The sequence below is a fragment of the Nonomuraea sp. NPDC051941 genome, from assembly GCF_044593615.1.
In genome coordinates, this window is the sequence record NZ_JBIUCF010000015.1 from 159,973 (window position 1) to 178,638 (window position 18,666).

The 18,666-nt window shown below is 69.5% G+C and carries 15 protein-coding genes; 11 read left to right on the forward strand and 4 right to left on the reverse strand.

The features are described 5' to 3' along the window. Positions 1-4: 4 nt before the first annotated feature. Positions 5-1,327 (forward strand): flotillin family protein, encoded by a 1,323-nt coding sequence (locus tag ACIHFD_RS25630; protein WP_397368998.1) that lies wholly within the window; start codon positions 5-7, stop codon positions 1,325-1,327. A gap of 108 nt (positions 1,328-1,435) precedes the next feature. Beyond that, on the forward strand, positions 1,436-2,083 hold the full coding sequence (locus ACIHFD_RS25635) for a hypothetical protein (protein ID WP_397368999.1): 648 nt from the start codon (positions 1,436-1,438) through the stop codon (positions 2,081-2,083). A gap of 80 nt (positions 2,084-2,163) precedes the next feature. Here ACIHFD_RS25635 and ACIHFD_RS25640 read toward each other — a convergent pair whose 3' ends face one another. Together ACIHFD_RS25640 and wecB are read right to left on the reverse strand one after the other, a co-directional pair. After that, positions 2,164-4,200 (reverse strand): glycosyltransferase, encoded by a 2,037-nt coding sequence (locus ACIHFD_RS25640; RefSeq protein ID WP_364254030.1) that lies wholly within the window; start codon positions 4,198-4,200, stop codon positions 2,164-2,166. A 54-nt stretch (positions 4,201-4,254) separates the two neighbouring features. After that, on the reverse strand, positions 4,255-5,385 hold the full coding sequence (gene wecB, locus ACIHFD_RS25645; protein WP_397369000.1) for a non-hydrolyzing UDP-N-acetylglucosamine 2-epimerase: 1,131 nt from the start codon (positions 5,383-5,385) through the stop codon (positions 4,255-4,257). Between the two features lie 176 nt (positions 5,386-5,561). On the opposite strand from wecB, the gene ACIHFD_RS25650 reads away from it, so the two are divergent. From ACIHFD_RS25650 to ACIHFD_RS25670, 5 genes are all read left to right on the forward strand, one after another. Continuing rightward, the gene (locus ACIHFD_RS25650) at positions 5,562-7,109 is read left to right on the forward strand and encodes a glycosyltransferase family 4 protein (protein ID WP_397369001.1); all 1,548 of its coding nucleotides are present in this window, start codon (positions 5,562-5,564) and stop codon (positions 7,107-7,109) included. A 121-nt stretch (positions 7,110-7,230) separates the two neighbouring features. Further along, positions 7,231-8,493: a nucleotide sugar dehydrogenase gene (locus tag ACIHFD_RS25655; RefSeq protein ID WP_397369002.1), complete on the forward strand. Its 1,263-nt coding sequence runs from the start codon at positions 7,231-7,233 to the stop codon at positions 8,491-8,493. 19 nt (positions 8,494-8,512) lie between these two features. Then, a complete protein-coding gene (locus tag ACIHFD_RS25660) occupies positions 8,513-9,604 on the forward strand; it encodes a glycosyltransferase (protein WP_350732575.1) in 1,092 nt (363 codons plus the stop codon). A 10-nt stretch (positions 9,605-9,614) separates the two neighbouring features. After that, entirely contained in the window at positions 9,615-11,402 is a 1,788-nt protein-coding gene (locus tag ACIHFD_RS25665) for a DUF4434 domain-containing protein (RefSeq protein ID WP_397369003.1), read from the forward strand. A 43-nt stretch (positions 11,403-11,445) separates the two neighbouring features. Further along, positions 11,446-12,111, forward strand: a complete 666-nt coding sequence (locus ACIHFD_RS25670; protein WP_350732578.1) for an NrtR DNA-binding winged helix domain-containing protein — start codon at positions 11,446-11,448, stop codon at positions 12,109-12,111. Here ACIHFD_RS25670 and ACIHFD_RS25675 read toward each other — a convergent pair. Next, positions 12,101-12,757 (reverse strand): GNAT family N-acetyltransferase, encoded by a 657-nt coding sequence (locus ACIHFD_RS25675; RefSeq protein ID WP_397369004.1) that lies wholly within the window; start codon positions 12,755-12,757, stop codon positions 12,101-12,103. The genes ACIHFD_RS25670 and ACIHFD_RS25675 overlap by 11 nt on opposite strands. A gap of 109 nt (positions 12,758-12,866) precedes the next feature. Here ACIHFD_RS25675 and ACIHFD_RS25680 point away from each other — a divergent pair, with 109 nt between their 5' ends. Next, on the forward strand, positions 12,867-13,772 hold the full coding sequence (locus tag ACIHFD_RS25680) for a glycerophosphodiester phosphodiesterase family protein (protein WP_397369005.1): 906 nt from the start codon (positions 12,867-12,869) through the stop codon (positions 13,770-13,772). On the opposite strand, the gene corA is transcribed toward ACIHFD_RS25680, so the two are convergent. Further along, positions 13,769-14,791, reverse strand: coding sequence for a magnesium/cobalt transporter CorA (corA, locus tag ACIHFD_RS25685; RefSeq protein WP_397369006.1), 1,023 nt, complete (start codon positions 14,789-14,791; stop codon positions 13,769-13,771). The genes ACIHFD_RS25680 and corA overlap by 4 nt on opposite strands. Positions 14,792-15,231: 440 nt before the next feature. Here corA and purD point away from each other — a divergent pair, with 440 nt between their 5' ends. The 3 genes from purD to murA all read left to right on the forward strand — a co-directional run bounded on the left by purD (position 15,232) and on the right by murA (position 18,622). Next, complete coding sequence (gene purD / locus ACIHFD_RS25690) at positions 15,232-16,446, forward strand: phosphoribosylamine--glycine ligase (RefSeq protein WP_397369007.1); 1,215 nt, start codon at positions 15,232-15,234, stop codon at positions 16,444-16,446. Continuing rightward, positions 16,443-17,279 (forward strand): phosphoribosylaminoimidazolesuccinocarboxamide synthase, encoded by an 837-nt coding sequence (locus tag ACIHFD_RS25695; protein WP_397369008.1) that lies wholly within the window; start codon positions 16,443-16,445, stop codon positions 17,277-17,279. Before purD ends, ACIHFD_RS25695 begins: the two co-directional genes overlap by 4 nt. A gap of 77 nt (positions 17,280-17,356) precedes the next feature. Further along, complete coding sequence (gene murA, locus ACIHFD_RS25700; protein WP_350732587.1) at positions 17,357-18,622, forward strand: UDP-N-acetylglucosamine 1-carboxyvinyltransferase; 1,266 nt, start codon at positions 17,357-17,359, stop codon at positions 18,620-18,622. Positions 18,623-18,666: the final 44 nt, after the last annotated feature.

An 18,666-nucleotide genomic window follows, 5' to 3' on the forward strand; every position in this document is an offset into this window, starting at 1 on the left:
CTTAATGCTCGCAGGCATCATCGCCCTCATCGCGTTCGTCTGCGTCGTGGCGTTCAAGCTGGTCTGGCGGGTCGCGGAGCCGAACGAGGCGATCCTCATCTCGGGCCTGGGCGCCCGCGGCCGGGAGACGCTCGGCTTCAAGATCGTCACGGGGAAGGGCGCGCTGGTCGTCCCGGGGTTCCAGACCGCGCGCCGCATGTCGCTCGACAGCCGCGTCTCCCAGCTCGAGGTCAAGTGCGTCACCAAGCAGGGCATCCCGGTGCACGTGCGCGGCGTGGTGATCTACAAGGTGGGCGACGACTTCGTCTCCATCGCCAACGCCGCCCGCCGCTTCCTCGACCAGCAGAAGACCGTGGACGAGAAGACGCACCAGCTCTTCTCGGGCCACCTGCGCTCGATCATCGGCAACCTCACGGTCGAGGACCTGATCGTCAACCGGGACGCGCTCACCAACGAGATCCGCACGTCGTCGGCCGACGAGATGAGCAAGCTCGGCCTGAACGTGGACTCCCTGCAGATCCAGGAGATCGACGACGCCACCGGCTACATCTCCAACCTCGGCCGCCCGCACGCGGCCGCCGTGGCCTCGCTGGCCAGGATCGCCGAGGCCCACCGCGACCAGGAGGCCAACGCCGCCGAGCAGGAGGCCGCCATCAAGAAGGCCGCCGCGGTCCGCGAGGCCCGCATCCAGCAGGCCGGGTACCAGGCCGAGATCGACCGGGCGTCGGCAGCGGCCAAGCAGGCGGGCCCGCTGGCCGAGGCCACCGCCCGCCAGGAGGTCGTGGTCCAGCAGACGACCGCCGCCGAACGCGAGGCCCTGCTCGCCGAGAAGCGGCTGGAAGGCGAGGTGCGCAGGCCCGCGGACGCCAGGGCGTACGAGCAGGTCACGCTCGCGGAGGCGGCGCGGCGCGCGGCGGTCGCCGAGGCGCAGGCCGAGGCCGAGGGCATCAGGCTGCGCGGCGAGGCGGAGTCGGAGGCGACCAGGCTGCGCGGCATCGCCGAGGCCGAGGCCGCGCGGGCCAAGGGCCTGGCGCAGGCGGAGGCCATCAAGGCCCGCGCGGAGGCGCTGGCGAGCAACCAGGAGGCGGTCGTCGCGCAGCAACTCGCCGAACGCTGGCCGGAAATCGTCGAGGCCGGCTCGAAGGCGTTCGGAAACGTCGAACACATGGTGGTCCTGAACGGCGCGCAGGGCGTCGAGGAAATGCTCGCCAAGGCGCTCACGCTCGGGGGTGCCGGATTGGGCCTGGCCAGAGCCCTGCTCAACAGCGGATCGCCAAACGGCAACGAACCGGAAATCGTTCGTAAAACCACTGAATCCCGCGAATAGCGACGTTACTCGGCTGTCCGGCCTTCCATTCCTCTAGCGTTTTGACAAATACCGCTGGAGCGAATTGGAGGACGAATGCTGAAGCCCATTTCCGGTATATTCCTGAGTTTGCTGGCTATTGCCGGATGTTCCGCCGACAAGGCCCCGTCGGCGGCGCCGGCGGCCGCCGCGTCGTCCGCGCCGCAGGCGTCCGCCGAGACGGCCCGGCTGCGCGGCGCCCTGCTGCCGGTGCCCAAGGGCATGCACGTCGCGTACGGGCCCGAGCTGGGCGCGTTCGGCTCGCTCAAGTCCACCCAGCAGGGCCTCGCGGCCGTCCGCGCGGCGAAGCTGCAGCGGCCGGAGTGCGCGGGCGCGGCCCAGCTCGACGCCGACAGTCCCGACGTCGCCAAGGCGCCGGCAGCGGTGATCGCCTTCGCCGCCGACCGCGGCTCGATCACGCAGGCCGTGGTGGCGCTGCCCGGCAAGGCCTTCCCGGCGCCGCTGCCCAAGGAGTGCAACTCGTACACCGCGGACGTGAGCGGCACGCAGGTGACCTACAAGACGCGCATGCTCGCGATGCCGGCCAAGGGCGACGAGTCGCGGGCCTACCTCACGACGGCGGCGGGGGGCCAGAAGAACGCGCAGATCGGGTCGGTCATGATCCGGCGGGGGACGCTGATCATGAGCATGCTGGTGGTGGGGCAGCGGGTGAAGCCGCAGGGGCTCTACGAGCTCGCCCGCCTCGCCGACCAGAACCTGGCCCAGATCACCCACTGACCCGCCGCACTTCGGCCGGGGTCCTTCCGGGGACGGAGGGCGGCACCGCCCCCCGCTGCTCTCCTCAAAGGGACGCCGGCCTAGATGAGGACGTGGTCGTCCGGGCGGCCGACGAAGGAGAACTGGGCGTTGCGGGTCAGCTTGATGTGGTCCGCCTGCCAGGTGTGCATCGACGCGTCCGCGCTGCGCCAGTAGACGAAGTTGAAGCGGTCCGCCGAGTAGATCTTGACGGAGTCCTCCTTCAGCCGCCGCACCAGGTGGGTGTCCTCACCACGGGTGATGTCCGCGAAGCCGTACGAGCGGAACATGTCCGCCTTGCCGAGGAACGTACCGCCCTGGACCAGGAAGGAGTAGCGGTGCTCCAGCCCCGGCAGGCGGAGCATGGTCGTGTTGCTGCCCTCGAAGTACGCGTAGTGCGCTCCCTTGCCGACCAGCTCGGCGTCGGAGTAGTCGAACGCGCGCACCAGGTCCGACAGGTAGTGCTCCCCGTACAGGTTGTCGTCGTCCATCTTGGCGATCAGGTCGCCCTCGGCGGCCGAGATGCCCAGGTTCATGCAGGCGCCGAGCGACAGGGACGCGTCGGCGGGCAGGACGACGACGTCCGTGATGCCCGCCATACGGGCCTTGTCGGCGACCACGACCGGGTCGATGTCCAGCCCGTGCAGCACCATGACGAGCTGGAGCGGCCGGTGGATCTGGCGGGCCACGGAGGAGATGGCGTGTTCGATCTGGGAGGCGCGGTTGGTGGGCAGCACGACCGAGATCGAGCGCGACCTGGGCTGCACCTGGTGCCCGAGGTCCTGCAGGATCTGGTCCACGCGGTGCGAGAACAGGTGCTTGTCGAAGACCTCGCGCATCGCCAGGTGCCCCATCCTGGCCCGCAGCTCGGGGCTGTTGATCAGGTGCAGGACCTGGTTGTACGACTCGACCGGCTCGCGCGCGATGGGAACGAGGTCGCCGAAGGTCTCCTCGACGGCCCGTGACCACCCCGACACGACGGGCGTGGCGCAGGCGGACAGCTCGAAGACCCGGCGGGCGCACATGGTCGGCGAGTCGAGCACCGAGTTGACGTTGAGGAAGACCTTGTACATCCGGTACGCGGCCAGCATCTGGTCGTAGGGGAGCTCGCCCACGATGTGCGGCCGGTACTTCTCCGGCCAGGCGTACTTCTCGTCCACCTCGCCGTTGCGCGCGAAGATGTGCAGACCCAGCTCCCTGACCGGGTCGATGACGGTCTCCATCTGCTCGCGGCGCTCGGGGTGCTTGTCGCGGAAGTACATCCCGGCGAAGACCACGTCGTGCAGGCGCCCCTGCCGCTGCTGGATCGGGTTGTGCACGCGGGGCTGGGCCGCGAACTGCAGCACATCAACCCGATCGTGTCCCAAAATTTCCCGATATTTCGGCACCATGTCACCGTCGCAGGTGAACACGTAGTCGAACAGCTTGGCCGTGTCGATGAAGAAGTCGAAGTTCGGCGGGTCCTCCTTGTTCCAGAAGACCGTCGGGATGCCCTCACGCCTGCACCAGGCCACCAGCTCGCGCAGCGGCTCCTTGGGCGCGTTGGTGCCGGTCATCTGGTAGCGCCAGCGGCCCTGGTTCCCGTGCCAGGCCGACTCGCAGAACAGCAGGTCGGGCCGCTTCTCGGCGAAGATCTCCGGCCAGTCCTTGAGCCCGAACTCGATCTGGTCCCACTCGTACTTGAAGGCCATCCGGGAGAAGTCGTCCAGGATCACCGCGACCTTCAGGTCCGGCCGGTTGACCGGCCCCTTCGGCCACTTCACCGCCGGCACCTCGACGAGCGGCGGCCGGTGGTTGGCGAGCTCGGTCGCCTCGGAAACCGGCACGGGCGGCTTCGGCGCCTTCTCCTTCGACCGGACCGCCTCGACGATCTTCCCCGGGCTCTTCGAGCCCAGGGCCTCGCCCAGCTTGTACGTCCGCTTCGCCTGCGTGGCCTCCAGCTTCCAGCTCGCGTACGCGGCCTTGGCCTCGGCGATCTCCAGCCGCCGCCGCAGCTCCCTGACCTCGGCCTCGAATCGCTCGACGAGCTTGCGCTCCTCGGGCAGCCAGTTGACGGGCCCGAGCCGCTGGTACGTGGGCTCTTCAGGGGTTTCGGCCATGGTGATACGCCTATCGCTTAGCGGAGGTACTGCATCTTACGGCGGATATGACCGCTATTCAGGGCGTTTGGCCTGAGAGGCGGGGGCGAGGTTGTCGCCCTTCAGCCAGGCGGAGATCACCCGCGCGATCCGCATCCCGGCCTGGCCGTCCCAGAGCACCGGCAGCTCGCCCGCCGGCGTGGCGGCCCCGTCGGCCAGCGCCTTCTCCGCGGCGGCCGGCAGGAGGGTCGGCGTGACCAGGCGGTTCGTGCCGTGCGTGATCGTGATCGGCCGCTCGGTGTTGGGCCGCACGGTCAGGCAGGGGACGCCCAGCACGGTCGTCTCCTCCTGGACGCCGCCGGAGTCCGTGACCACCAGCGCGGCGCCGCGTACGAGTGAGAGAAAGTCCACATAGCCCAGCGGGTCGACGACCTTGACCGACTCCCCGTCCACCAGGCCCGCCTCGGCCAGCCGCGCCTTGCCGCGCGGGTGGATCGGCACCACGATCGGGATCTGCCGCGAGACCTGCAGCACCGCGTCGACCAGCTCCTTGGCGGCCTCGGGGGTGTCCACGTTCGCGGGCCGGTGCAGGGTCGCCACGGCATAACGAGCCGGTATGGCCAGCCGCTCCACGACGGGCGCCGGGTCCAGCGACGGCAGCGCCGAGTACAGGCTGTCGATCATGGGGTTGCCCACCAGGTGCACCTTGGACGCGGGCACCCCCTCGTTCGCCAGGTAGGCCAGGGCCTCGGGGGAGGTGGCGAAGAGCAGGTCGGCCAGCGCGTCGGTGACGACCCGGTTGACCTCCTCCGGCATGCCCCGGTCGAACGAGCGCAGCCCCGCCTCCACGTGCGCGGTCCTGACGCCCAGCTTGGAGCAGACGAGGATCGCGGCCAGCGTCGAGTTCACGTCGCCGTAGACGACGACCAGGTCGGGGTCCTGCTCCTGGACGACCTCCTCCAGGCCGACGAGGAGCGCCGCGGTCTGCTTGGCGTGGCTGCCCGAGCCGACCCCCAGGTTCGCGACGGGCTCGGGGAGGCCGAGGTCGGCGAAGAAGACGTCCGACATCAGCGCGTCATAGTGCTGACCAGTGTGGATGATGCCCTGCCGCACGCCGAGTTCACCGAGTGCCCGCACCACCGGGGCCGCTTTCACGAAATTGGGGCGAGCGCCCAATACGTGCAGGACCAGGGGGTTCTCCCTCATTGACCTCGCCTTTCATAGCGGAAGGGGAAAAACGTTGCCTATGGTACGGTCACCGCGTGGCATCCGACGCCAGTCGTCAAGACTCCTCCAAGGTTTCCGCGAAGTCCGCCCGAGCCGGCGTCGGTGGACTTCTCAAAGGTTTCGTTCAGCACCCGATCATCGTTTCCCGCGTCGTCGTGACGAAGGTCAAATCCGACCCCGTCCGGGTGGCCCAGGCCGCCGCCGACGCGCTCCCGCCCCGGCTGCGTCCCGTCGTGGGCAGCGTCGCCTGGCCCGTCGCCCGGCGCGCCCGGCGCATCGTGCGCAAGTTCGGCATGCGCGTGGTCAAGGGGCCGTGGAACGAGGCCAAAGAGCTGTGGGACGCCGGCAGGGTGACCGAGGCCGCCGAGGCGCTCGAAGCCCACACCAAGTACCCGTTCGTCAAGCGCAGGGCCGCCTACTACCGGGGCGAGCTGGCCGCGATCAGCCCTGACCCGATCCCGCCCGGGCCGAAGGTGGCCATCACCGACCGCGTCGCGGGCCGGGTGTTGCACATGGTCACGAACGCGCTGCCGTACACGCAGGCCGGGTACACGGTGCGCACGCACCGTATTGTCACCTCGCAGAAAGCCGCCGGGCTCGACCCGCACGTGGTCACCAGCTGGGGCTGGCCGATGCTGCAGGGGCACGCGGACGCGGCGCCGTTCGAGGAGATCGACGGCATCCCCTACTACCGGCTGCTGCCCGACGGCCACGGCGAGATGCCGTTCGAGACGCGCGGGCGCATCATCAGGGGCGCCGACGCGGTCACCAAGCTCGTCACCGAGCTCAAGCCGCAGGTCCTGCACGCCGCCACCGACCACCGCAACGGCTCCATGGCCCACGCGGTGCGCGACAGGACGGGCACGCCGTTCGTCTACGAGGTACGCGGCTTCCTGGAGGAGACCTGGGCCTCGCGCGACCCGATCCGGGTGGGCAGCGAGCGGCAGGTGCTCCAGCGCGAGCGCGAGGCGTTCCTCATGCGCGCGGCCGACGCCGTGGTCACGCTGGCCGAGACCATGGCCACGGAGATCGTCGAGCGTGGCGTGCCGCGGGAGAAGATCCACCTGGCGCCCAACGCCGTGGACGACTCGCTGCTGACGGCCCACTACGACGGCGCCTCGTTCAGGAACGCGTACGGCATCGCCCCCGGCGAGATCGTCGTCGGCTCGGTGTCCAGCATCGTGGCCTACGAGGGCTTCGCCACCCTGCTGCGGGCCGCCGCGCTGCTGCGTGACGACGGCACCCCCGTAAAGGTCCTCATCGTGGGCGACGGCACCGAGCGCGAGAACCTCCTGGCGCTGGTCGACGAGCTGGGCCTCGGCGACGCCATCCTGCCGGGCCGGGTCGGCCCCGACGAGGCGTTGCAGGCGCAGGACGCCATCGACATCTTCGCCTGCCCGCGAGAGGACCTGCGGGTATGCCGACTTGTTACGCCATTGAAACCCGTCGAGGCGATGGCGCTCGGAAAGCCCGTCGTACTCAGCGATCTGCCTGCTCTGTCCGAGCTCGTGGGCTCGGACGGCGCCGGGATGCTCGTCCCTCCGGGCGACCCGGCCGCGCTCGCCAAGGCCATCGCGGGGCTCCGCGAGGACCCGGCCCGGCGCGCTGAGATGGGTGAGGCTGGACGGGCGGAAGTGGCGGCGAAGCGGACTTGGAGCCGCGTTGCCGAGACTTATCAAGCCCTATACCGGTCGCTTGCCTAATGTTGACCTTCGCGTTGGCTGTCACTTCTGACGTGTTCGGTCGCATTAGGCGTGAGCTAGGTGGACTTGAGATAACCTTTGCGACCATGAAGTGTTGTTTCCGGCTCTCTAAGGCGCTGCTGTGACAGAAATCGACTTGGCTGTCATCGGCCTGGGCTATGTCGGCATGCCGCTGGCCAAGGAGGCGGTCGCCGCCGGCCTGCGGGTCGTCGGCCTCGACGTCGACCCCGCCAAGGTCGACGCGCTCAACGCCGGGCAGTCGTACATCGATGACCTGGCCGACGCCGATCTCGAGCACATGCTGGCCAACGGGTTCAGCGCCACGCTCGACGAGACCGTGCTCGCCAGAAGCAACACGATCGTGATCTGCGTGCCCACCCCGCTGGACGAGGACCACCGACCGGACCTGTCCGCCGTGGAGGGCGCCACCAAGGCCGTCGGCCGCAACCTGAGCAAGGGCACGCTCGTCGTGCTCGAGTCCACCACCTGGCCGGGCACCACCGACGAGGTGGCCAGGCCGCTGCTGGAGAGCTCGGGGCTCGTCGCGGGCGAGGATTTCCACCTCGCCTTCTCCCCCGAGCGCATCGACCCCGGCAACCCCAAGTTCGGCCTGCGGAACACCCCCAAGGTCGTGGGCGGCTACACGCCGACCTGCCGCGACCGCGCCACGGCGTTCTACGGGCAGTTCATCGAGCAGGTGGTGCCGGTCAGCGGCACCCGCGAGGCCGAGATGGCCAAGCTGCTGGAGAACACCTACCGGCACGTCAACATCGCCCTCGTCAACGAGATGGCGATCTTCTGCGACGAGCTCGGCATCAACCTGTGGGAGTCGATCGAGGCCGCGGCGACCAAGCCGTTCGGCTTCCAGAAGTTCCTGCCCGGTCCGGGCGTCGGTGGGCACTGCATCCCCGTCGACCCGTCGTACCTGTCGTACACCGTGCGCAAGCTCGGCTACCCGTTCAGGTTCGTGGAGCTGGCGCAGGAGATCAACGAGCGGATGCCGTCGTACGTGGTGGCCCGCGTCCAGCGACTGCTGAACCGGCATAAGAAGGCCGTGAACGGCGCCCGGGTCGTTATGCTCGGCGTCACCTACAAACCGGACATCGCCGACGAACGCGAAACTCCGGCCCTCCCGGTGGCGCGTGCGCTGCTGGAGCTGGGCGCCGAGCTCTCGTTCGCGGACCCCTATGTCAAGGAGTGGGCGGTTGACGGCACCCCGGTGCCGCGTGAGGAGGATCTGGCCAAGGCCGTGATCGACGCGGACGTGACGCTGCTGCTGCAGCAGCACGCCGCTTTCGACCTCGACATGGTCGAGGAGAACGCCCGGCTCGTGCTCGACACCCGCGGTGTGCTCACCGAGGGTGAACGCGTCGAGCGGCTGTAGCGACGGAGGGCTGCGCGCAGTGCACGTGCTCGTCATGACGGTGGTGCATAACCCCGAGGATGCTCGAATTCTGCACAGGCAGATTCGTGCCCTTGTGGATGCCGGTCATGAGGTCACGTACGCCGCCTCGTTCACCGCCCACGGGGTCGTCCCGCGACCCTGGGTGACCGGCGTTGACCTCCCCCGTGCCGCCCAACGCAAGCGGATGTCGGCGGTGTGGGCCGCCCGGCGGCTGTTCAAACGCATGCGCGACAAGGTCGATCTCGTCCTCATCCACGACCCCGAGCTGCTGTTCGCCATCTGGGGCGTGCGCAACCGGCCGCCCGTGGTGTGGGACGTGCACGAGGACACCCCCGCCACGCTCTCGCTCAAGCCGTGGCTGCCGGCGCCGCTGCGGCCTCCCGTGCGGTTCTTCGCCCGCATGCTGGAAGGCACCGCCGAGCGTCACATGCACCTGCTGCTGGCCGAGACGGCTTACGCGGGCAGGTTCAAGCACGCCCACCTGATCGTCCCGAACGAGACCTGGGTGCCCGACTCCGTGACGCCTCCCGGCGACGACCGGGTGGTCTACCTCGGCTGGTTGTCCAGGGCCAGGGGCGTGTTCGAGGCCGTCGAGGTGGCGAAGCTGCTGCAGCCGTACCGGGTGGCCGTGGAGCTGATCGGGTACGCCGACCCGCAGAGCCGTCCGATGCTCAACCAGGCCGTCACCGAGGGCCTGCTGGAGTGGCGCGACTTCATGCCCAACGACGAGGCGCTCAAGCGGCTCGACGGGGCGCTGGCCGGGCTGTCGCTGCTGCACGACGAGCCGAACTACCGCCACTCGATGCCCACGAAGATCGTGGAGTACATGGCGCACGGCATCCCCGTCATCACGACCCCGTCGCCGCGCGCCGTCGAGCTGGTGGAGCGCTATGACAGCGGCGTCGTGGTGCCCTGGGAGGACCCCAAGGCCGTGGCGCAGGCCGTCCTGACGCTGCGGGACGACGTACGGGAGCGGCGGGCGCAGGGCGCGCGCGGCTACGCGGCGGCCCGGGCCAACCACCACTGGCCCAACTCGGCCAAGCGCTTCGTGACCCAGCTTGAGTCCTGGGCCGGGGTCAAGCGGGGGTAGGTTCCTGACCGTGCGCTGGCTCTTACTCGTCGTGGGCGCAGCGATCCTGGCAGTGATCGCCGCCGTGGTCATCGTCATGCCGCCGTCCGACGAGCCGGCGCCCACGGCCTCGTCCTCGACGCCCAAGCCGTCGCCGTCCGACCCCACGCCGAAGGTGTCGAAGTTCACCGACCCCTGTGGAACGTTCGAGACCAGAGAGCGGGCCCCGTACGCCGTCACCGGCTACTGGATCACCCCCAGGTCGAACCCCTGCACCTGGCGCAGCCAGCTGGAGGAGATCCACAGCGTGGGCGGCGACACGATCATCCGGATCGGGTACGGCCTGCAGTTCCGCACCGTCTCCGACTCGGGCGAGATCCTGACGAGGGACGGGGAGCTCGACTCGCTCTACAAGGCGTGCGAGGAGGACGGGCTCACCTGTCACGACGCGGCCGAGCGGGACCTGCGCGAGGCCAACCCCGGTAACCGGATCGGCCGCACGTACGTCTACCGCACGGACGAGTCGTTCGGCACCAACCTGTTCCGCTGCCCGCAGATGGAGCACCCCGTCAAGGCGGGCAAGCGGATCTATTACCGGCTCCTCACCCAGCCGGACGGCTCGGACGACGCCACGTGCGACTTCTCCGGCAAGGCCACCTCGTACGACATGATCCTGGTGGCCGGGTCGGAGGAGGACAGCCTGGCCAAGCTCCTCGACCTGGGCGACCAGTTCGGCATGCGGATCTTCCCGGCGCTGCCGCTGGCGCCGCGCGACCCCAAGACGCCCACCAGGGCGTACAAGAAGCATCTCGGCACGCTGACCACGCTGACGCGGCGCATCCTGCAGGACTACGGCGTGCGGTTCGCCAACCGTGATTCGCTCGGTGGCGTCTACCAGCCGTTCGAGGTCCAGATGGCGGACACCCTGGCCACGAACCCGACGCTGGAGGTGTACGCCGACCAGCACACGATCGTGGAGCAGGAGCTCGGCAAGCCCATCCTGATCAGCCCCTACATGGACGCGCGCAGGAGGGTGCCCTTCGGGCAGTCGCCCAAGCAGGTGGCCGAGGCGTTCAAGGCGCTGGCGAAGACCGGGGTCGGCATCATCGCGCCGCAGGACAGCCGGGGGACCGGCAAGGTGGGGCTGTTCTGGCCGGACCAGCGCGACGACGAGGTGGACGAGCGGCTGCGCCCGGTGGTGGGGGAGTCGACGTACGGGACGGCGTACTACGGCTCCACGCGGGACTACTACCGGGAGATGGCGGCGGCCCGCGCGGAGATGGTCGCGGCCGGCTTCCAGGTGGACCTGTGGGCGAACGTCGAGGCGTTCGAGCCCTCCGGCAAGGAGCCGTGCGCCCCGCAGGGCACTCGCGGCAAGACGGACAAGAAGCGCCTGGACCAGGCCGTGACCATGGCCGGGCGTTACGTACAGAAGGTCGTCTCCTACATGTGGAGCGACTTCATGACGTGCGGCACGCCGTCGCTCGAGAAGGAGATCATCACCGACTGGCGGCGGCCGATCGCGGTGGACGCGATCAGGAAGGCCCGCGACGTCCAGGACGGGGTGGAGGTACGCGGCTACAACTTCAAGGACAGCACCGTCACGATCACGTGGTCCGGCGGGACGAAGGACCTGTCGGTGCCGGCCGTCGGCTGGCTGGACGAGACCCGGCAGGAAGGGCTGGCCGAGGGCATGGTCACGGCGTGGGTGCCGTTCGACTGGACGCAGGTGCCGGCCGGCGACTGGGTGCAGGTCACCGTCAAGGGTCCGTCGGGCCAGGCCACCACAGAGCCCTTGCACGTTCGGATTGTCACGTAGGCACGGTTACCTGCCGACTACTGACAACGTGTAGCGTGCCTGCATGGTCCCGAGCATCCCGGTCAGCGTCGACCTGGTCGTGCTCACCGTGCGAAACCACGCCCTGAGCGCCCTGGTGTGGCGCCGGGACAACCCCCCGTTCCTCCGGCGCTGGTCCCTGTCCGGCGGCTTCATCCAGCTCGACGAGGACCTGCCGGCCGCCGCCCACCGCATCCTCGCCGAGCGGGCCGGTCTCCCGGGCGCGCCGGTCCACCTGGAGCAGCTCCAGACGTACGGCTACCCCGACCGCGACCCGCGCCAGCGCGTCCTGAGCGTCGCCTACCTGGGCCTGGCCCCCGACCTGCCGGCCTCGGAGAAGGCCCACATGAGCTGGCAGCCGGTCGACTCGCTCACGGTCATGGCCTTCGACCACCGCCGCATCATGCAGGACGGGATCGAGCGGGCGCGGGCCAAGCTGGAGTACACGCCGCTGGGGGCGGCCTTCTGCCCGCCGGAGTTCACGGTGGCGGACCTGCGCCGCGTGTACGAGATCGTCTGGGGCCGCCTCCTCGACCCGCGCAACTTCCACCGGAAGGTCACCAAGGCCGAGGGCTTCCTGGTGGAGACGGGGGCCACGACGACCAGGGACGGGGGCCGCCCGGCCAAGCTCTACCGCCGCGGCCCCGCCGAGCTCCTTCACCCGCCGATGCTGCGCAGCCTCAAGGAGTAGGGCTCCTCAGCACGGCGGCGGTCATGGGGGTGTGCAGGGTCCAGCCGAGGGTTTCGTAGAGGGCCTGGCCTTCCGCCGTGGCCACCAGGACGCCCGTACGCGCCCCCAGGGACGCCGCCGTGCTCGCCAGCGTATGCATGATCACGCTGCCGAGCCCGCGGCGGCGGTGGTTGCCCGCCGTCTCCACCTGGTCCACCACGGCCGTGCGGCCCGCCAGCGCGAACTGGCCCCTGGCGGCCACCTCGCCGGCGGCCGTCAGCAGGCGGGCCGCCGTGACCCCGGCGCGGGTCGTGACGGCCAGCGTGTAGCCGGGGGGAGCCTGGTAGGTCCCGCGGGTCAGGGGCGCCGTCATCATGAACTCCGGTTCCTGGACCGCCCACCGCTCCGGCAGGAGGGGGCCGACGTCCGCGGCGGAGGCGCACAGCTTCAGCCAGGTCCCGGGCGTCATGAGGGTGGCGGTCAGGCGGTGGAGGGCCTCCGGCGTCGGGGCGGCGACGATGTGGCGGGACACGTGGCCGGGCAGGCCCACGTCCACCCGCAGGCCCCACGGCACCGGTACGGGTCGGGGGGCGTTGCGGGAGATCACCCAGCCGTCCACCCAGGCCCGAACTGTTGCGGTATGGGCAGTTTTGAGAACCTCCGTCATGATGTCCAGCTTATGGTCTGGCCTCTACCACTGACCGGGGCGTAGCAGGATAAAAAGGACACGGCGTGGCACCGCCGAGTCGTGACCCGGGCCAGGTAGGGTCCCCGGTGTGCGCGTTGAGATACATGGTCACAGGGGAGCTCGTGGCCTCTGGCCGGAGAACACCCTGCCGGGGATGAGTCGCACGATGGAGCTCGGCGTCCACGCGCTCGAGCTCGACGTCGCCCTCACCGCCGATCGGCGGCTCGTGCTCACGCACGACCTCACGGTCTCCGCCGTGACCAGTGCCGACCGGCGGCCGCTCAGGGCCGACGATCCGCTCTACCCCTACGTCGGCAAGCCGATCAACGCCCTCACGCTGGCGCAGCTGCGCATGCTCGACGTGGGCGTGCGGCTGCCGCGCCACCCCGACGACCCGTTCGCGCTGACGCAGGTCGCCATGCCCGAGACCAGGATGCCGACGCTCGGCGCGGTGCTGGGGCTGGTGAACGCCTACGAGGCGGAGGGCGTACGGCTGCACGTCGAGCTGAAGTCCGACCCCACCAGGCCCCACCTGACGGCCGACCCCGAGCTGTTCACCGAGCTGGTCGTCGAGGAGCTCGACCGGCACGGCAGGCTGGACAACGTGGCCGTGCTCAGCTTCGACTGGCGGATCATCACCCATGCGGCCAGGCTCGCCCCGGGCGCGCGGCGGTTCGCGCTGATCGAGCTGGACACCCTCCACTGGCACGACGACCTGGGTGACGACATCCCCGCCGCCGCCCGCGACGCCGGGGCGACCACGCTCTCGCCCGAGCACGCCATGGTGGACGAGGCGCTGATGGCCCAGGCCCGGGCCGCCGGCCTCGACGTGGCGGTCTGGACCGTCAACGAGGCCGGCCTGGCGGCGCGGATGCTGGACCTGGGGGTGGCCGGGATCGTCACCGACTACCCCGATCGGATGCGGGACCTCTGGCGGGAGCGGGGGATGGAGCTGCCCGAGCCCGTGGGCCCGCTGAAGCCGGTGGGGGTCTAGAGCCAGCCGTTCCTGCGGAAGCCCCGATGCAGGAACACGCAGGCGGTGACCATGACGGCCAGCACCGTGGGGTAGCCCCAGGCCGAGTGGAGCTCTGGCATGAAGTCGAAGTTCATGCCGTAGATCCCGGCGATCATGGTGGGCACGGCCAGGATGGCCACCCAGGAGGAGATCTTGCGCATGTCCTCGTTGGCCAGGGCGTTCGAGCGGGCGAGGGCGGCCTGGAGGATCGAGCTGCACAGCTCGTTGGAGGACTCCACCTGCTCGCAGACCCGGGAGAGGTGGTCGCCGACGTCGCGGAAGTATTCGCGCATCTCCGAGGGGATGACGCGACGCTGCGGCAGCGCGGCCATGGGGGACTGCAACGGCATTATGGCCCGCTTCATCTCCAGCATCTCCCGCTTGAGCTGGTAGATCCGGTTGATGTCGCGGGAGCTGACGTCGGCGAACACCGTCGCCTCGACCTCTTCCAGCTCCAGCTGCATGAGGTCGGCGACCTGGAGGTACTGGTCGACGACGTGGTCGGAGATGGCGTGCAGGACGCCGGCGGGGCCGCGGTTCATCAGCTTGGGCTTGTCCTCGAGGCGCTCGCGGACCGCGCTGAGCGGGCAGTGGTCGCCGTGTCGCACCGTCACCACGAAGTCCGGGCCGATGAACACCATGATCTCGCCGGTGGCGATGATCTCGCTGGTGGCGGTCAGCTCGTCGTGGTCGAGGTAGGCGATGGTCTTGAGCACCATGAACAGGGACTCGCCGTACCGCTCGACCTTGGGGCGCTGATGGGCCTTGACGGCGTCCTCGACGGCGAGCGGGTGGAGGTCGAACACCTCGGACAGCCACTCGACCTCGGGGGCGTCGGGCTCGTGGAGCCCCACCCAGACGAACGCGTTGGCGCCGTCGGACTCCTTGTTGCGCTCGCGGACGAGGTTGAGCGCCTCGACGATGCCGGTGGCGGCGACCTTCTTGCCCTGGACGTAGGCGCCGTACTCGACGATGGAGTCGACGGGGGGCACGCACATGTCACGCACCGGCTCTGCGAGCTGGAGCGCGGTGCGCGTCTGAAGAGGGTGACGGTTGATGCGACGGAAAAGCGTGGACGAGCGCATGGCAGTCCCTTTCCGCCCGACCTGGCACGCTCCACGCGCGATGAAACTTCACCTCACAGAATGCGTGGAGGCACGATCAGGCTGCCGGATTGGAGTGGTCGGGGGTATACGAGGTGTACGTGAGCGAGCACGTACTGCTGGGATCACCAGGTTTCATCCCGGACCACCTCCAATCACATTGGGACGCCGCGAAGCCGCCCTAACTTACCACAGCCGGGTGAACTTCTTTGACGATACTCGCCAGGACCGTCTCGACTCAGGTAGAACTCCACAAAGTTATGGCCCTATTCCGGCGATTGGTGTGGCCGAGGCCCCAGCCTGTGCCAGGCTGCGGGCCTGCGACAATGGACCTCGTGCGCGTTCTAGTCATTGGTTCCGGAGGGCGTGAGCACGCCCTGTGCCGTTCCCTCAGCCTCGATCCCCAGGTCAGCGAGCTCCACTGCGCCCCGGGCAACCCGGGCATCGAGCAGGTGGCGGCCCTTCATCCCGTCGATCCGCTCGACCCCGGGCAGGTGGCCGAGCTGGCCGTGCGGCTGCGGGTCGATCTCGTGGTCGTGGGGCCCGAGGCGCCGCTCGTCGCGGGGGTGTCCGACGCCGTGCGCGACGCGGGCATCGCGTGCTTCGGGCCGTCTAAGGACGCCGCCATGATCGAGGGCTCCAAGACCTTCGCCAAGGAGGTCATGAAGGCGGCCGACGTGCCGACCGCGCGGGCCAGGACGTGCGTCACCGAGGAGGAGGCGGCCGCCGCGCTCGACGAGTTCGGGGCCCCTTACGTGGTCAAGGACGACGGGCTCGCGGCCGGCAAGGGCGTGGTCGTCACCGACGACAGGGACAAGGCCCTCGCGCACGCGCTCGCGTGCGAGCGCGTGGTGATCGAGGAGTTCCTCGACGGGCCGGAGGTGTCGCTGTTCGCGCTGTGCGACGGCAGCACGGCGGTGCCGCTGCAGCTCGCGCAGGACTTCAAGCGGGCCTACGACGGCGACGAGGGCCCCAACACCGGCGGCATGGGCGCCTACACGCCGCTGCCGTGGGCGCCCGACGGGCTGACCGAGCAGGTCATGCGGGAGATCGTGCACCCGACGATCGGCGAGCTGACCCGGCGCGGGCTGCCGTTCCAGGGCGTGCTCTTCGTGGGGCTGGCGCTGACCTCGAAGGGGCCGAAGGTCGTGGAGTTCAACGCGCGCTTCGGCGACCCGGAGACGGAGGTGCTGCTCGACCGGCTGGAGACGCCGCTGGGCGGGCTGCTGATGGCGTGCGCGACGGGCGAGCTGGGGCTCGACCCGGTGTTCAAGGACGGCTCGGCCGTGACCGTGGTGATCGCTTCCGAGGGCTACCCCGAGGCGCCGGTCAAGGGCGACGTGATCAGGGGGCCGCAGGAGAGCGGCGACGCGTACGTCCTGCACGCCGGGACCGCGCGGCAGGGTGACGAGGTGGTCTCCGCCGGCGGGCGGGTGCTCGCCGTGGTCGGCCACGGGCCCGACCAGGACAGCGCGCGCCGGGCGGCCTATGACCTCGTCGGCCGGATCGAACTGCGCGGCTCCCACCACAGGACGGACATCGCCCGATGAAGCACGTGCACTCCGGCAAGGTACGCGACCTCTACCAGACCGACGACGGCAAGCTGCTGATGGTCGCCTCCGACCGCCTGTCGGCCTTCGACTACGTGCTGGAGCCCGATATCCCCGACAAGGGGGCCATTCTCACGCAGATGTCGTTGTGGTGGTTCGACCAGCTCAAGGACGTCGTGCCCAACCACGTCCTGGGCAAGGGCGACGACTCCCGCAGCGTGCTGTGCAAGCCGCTGGCGATGGTGCAGGTCGAGTGCGTGGCGCGGGGCTACCTCACCGGCGGCGGGCTCAACGAGTACCGCGCCGACGGCACGGTCTCCGGGGTCCGGCTGCCGGAGGGGCTGGAGGACGGCTCCCGGCTGCCCGAGCCGATCTTCACGCCGTCCACCAAGGCGCCCATGGGGCAGCACGACGAGCCGATCTCGTACGAGCAGGTCGTCCAGGAGGTCGGCAAGGAGACCGCCGAGGAGCTGCGGCGGATCACCCTGGCCGTCTACACGCGCGGCGCGGAGATCGCCGCGGAGCGCGGCATCATCGTGGCCGACACCAAGATCGAGCTCGGCTGGGACGCCGACGGGGTGCTGACCCTGGGCGACGAGGTGCTGACCCCTGACTCGTCGCGGTTCTGGCCGGCCGACGAGTGGAAGCCGGGCCGCTCGCAGCCCTCTTTCGACAAGCAATTTGTACGCGATTGGCTGCTATCGCCCGAATCGGGATGGGACAAATCCTCCGGAAACCCCCCACCTGCGCTTCCTGACCACATCGTGGAGCGCACGAGGCAGCGATACCTAGAAGCATATGAGCGCATCACGGGGGCTTCCTTTAGCGGATGATTCGGCTGGGCCAGTTGGTGTTACCGACTACTGTTGGCCCGATCGAGCCTCACCGTTGATTTCAAGGAGCCGCACGAATGGTCCGTTACCGCGTGCGCGGTGGCAACGCACTGCGTGGAACCGCGTTCATCCAGGGCGCGAAGAACGCCGTGCTCCCCATGATCGGTGCGGCTCTGCTCGCCGCCAAGGGCCGCACCGTTCTACGCAACGTGCCGATCATCGAGGACGTCCGCCGCGCGGTCGAGCTGGCCGAGGCGGTCGGCGCGTACGTCGAGCTGCACGAGTCGGAGCGCACGCTGGTCATCGACGCCTCCAGGCTGACCAGCGCCGTTCTGCCGGCAGAGATCGCCAGGCGCTTCCGCGGTTCCGTGCTGTTCACCCCCGCCCTGCTCCACCGGCTGGGCGAGGCCATCATCGAGGGGATCGGCGGCTGCAACCTCGGCAGCCGCAACCTCGACTTCCACTACCTCGGCTACAAGCGGCTGGGCGCGCTCGTGGACGAGGGCGAGACCGTCATCCACGTCAAGGCGTCCGGCCTCACCGGCGCGACCCTCTACCTCGACACCCCGTCGCACACCGGCACCGAGAACCTCATCATGGCCGCCGCCCTGGCCAAGGGCACGACCGTGATCGAGAACGCGGCCCTGGAGCCCGAGGTGCTCGACGTCATCGACATGCTGACCAAGATGGGCGCGCGGATCAGCGGCGGCGGCACGGGGTTCATCACCGTGGAGGGCGTGGAGGAGCTGCACGCCGTCGAGCACACGGTGATGCCCGACCGGCTCGACGCGGGCGTGTTCGCGATGGCCGCGGCGATCACCGGGGGCGAGCTGAGCCTGGTGGGCACGGGCCTCGACCTCGGCGTCGTCCGCTACAAGCTGGAGCAGATGGGCGTCGAGTTCGCCCGGCAGGGCGCCGTCCTGCACGTGCGGTGTGAGGGCCCGCTGCGCCCGATCAACATCATCACCGACACCTACCCCGGCTTCGCCACCGACCTGCAGTCGCCGATGATGACCGTCGCGGCGCTCGCCGACGGCACCAGCTACATCCACGAGCGCATCTTCGACGGCAGGTTCGCCCTGGCCGGAGAGCTGAACAAGATGGGCGCGAACGTCGAGGTCGAGGGCAGCCGGGCCATCGTGCGCGGCCGGACGCCGCTGATCGGCACCCAGGTGACGGCCCACGATCTCCGCTCCGGCATCGCCCTGGTGCTCGCCGGCCTCGCCGCCGAGGGGGAGACCCACATCGACTCCGGATACCTCATCGATCGCGGCCACGCGCATCTCGCCGCCCGAATGCGCGCTCTCGGTGCGGACATTACACGAGAGATTTCAGAGCGCTAAAAAACGCCAGAAAAACCTCGTTGAGCTGCTAGGACATCTTGTCG

Coding starts and splice junctions, on each gene's coding strand:
- wecB (WP_397369000.1), bottom strand. CDS start 5,385: ATGAGGGAGAACCCCCTGGTCCTGCACGTATTGGGCGCTCGCCCCAAT.
- ACIHFD_RS25630 (WP_397368998.1), top strand. CDS start 5: ATGCTCGCAGGCATCATCGCCCTCATCGCGTTCGTCTGCGTCGTGGCG.
- corA (WP_397369006.1), bottom strand. CDS start 14,791: ATGTGCGTGCCCCCCGTCGACTCCATCGTCGAGTACGGCGCCTACGTC.
- ACIHFD_RS25695 (WP_397369008.1), top strand. CDS start 16,443: ATGAAGCACGTGCACTCCGGCAAGGTACGCGACCTCTACCAGACCGAC.
- murA (WP_350732587.1), top strand. CDS start 17,357: ATGGTCCGTTACCGCGTGCGCGGTGGCAACGCACTGCGTGGAACCGCG.
- ACIHFD_RS25640 (WP_364254030.1), bottom strand. CDS start 4,200: ATGGCCGAAACCCCTGAAGAGCCCACGTACCAGCGGCTCGGGCCCGTC.
- ACIHFD_RS25670 (WP_350732578.1), top strand. CDS start 11,446: ATGGTCCCGAGCATCCCGGTCAGCGTCGACCTGGTCGTGCTCACCGTG.
- ACIHFD_RS25675 (WP_397369004.1), bottom strand. CDS start 12,757: ATGACGGAGGTTCTCAAAACTGCCCATACCGCAACAGTTCGGGCCTGG.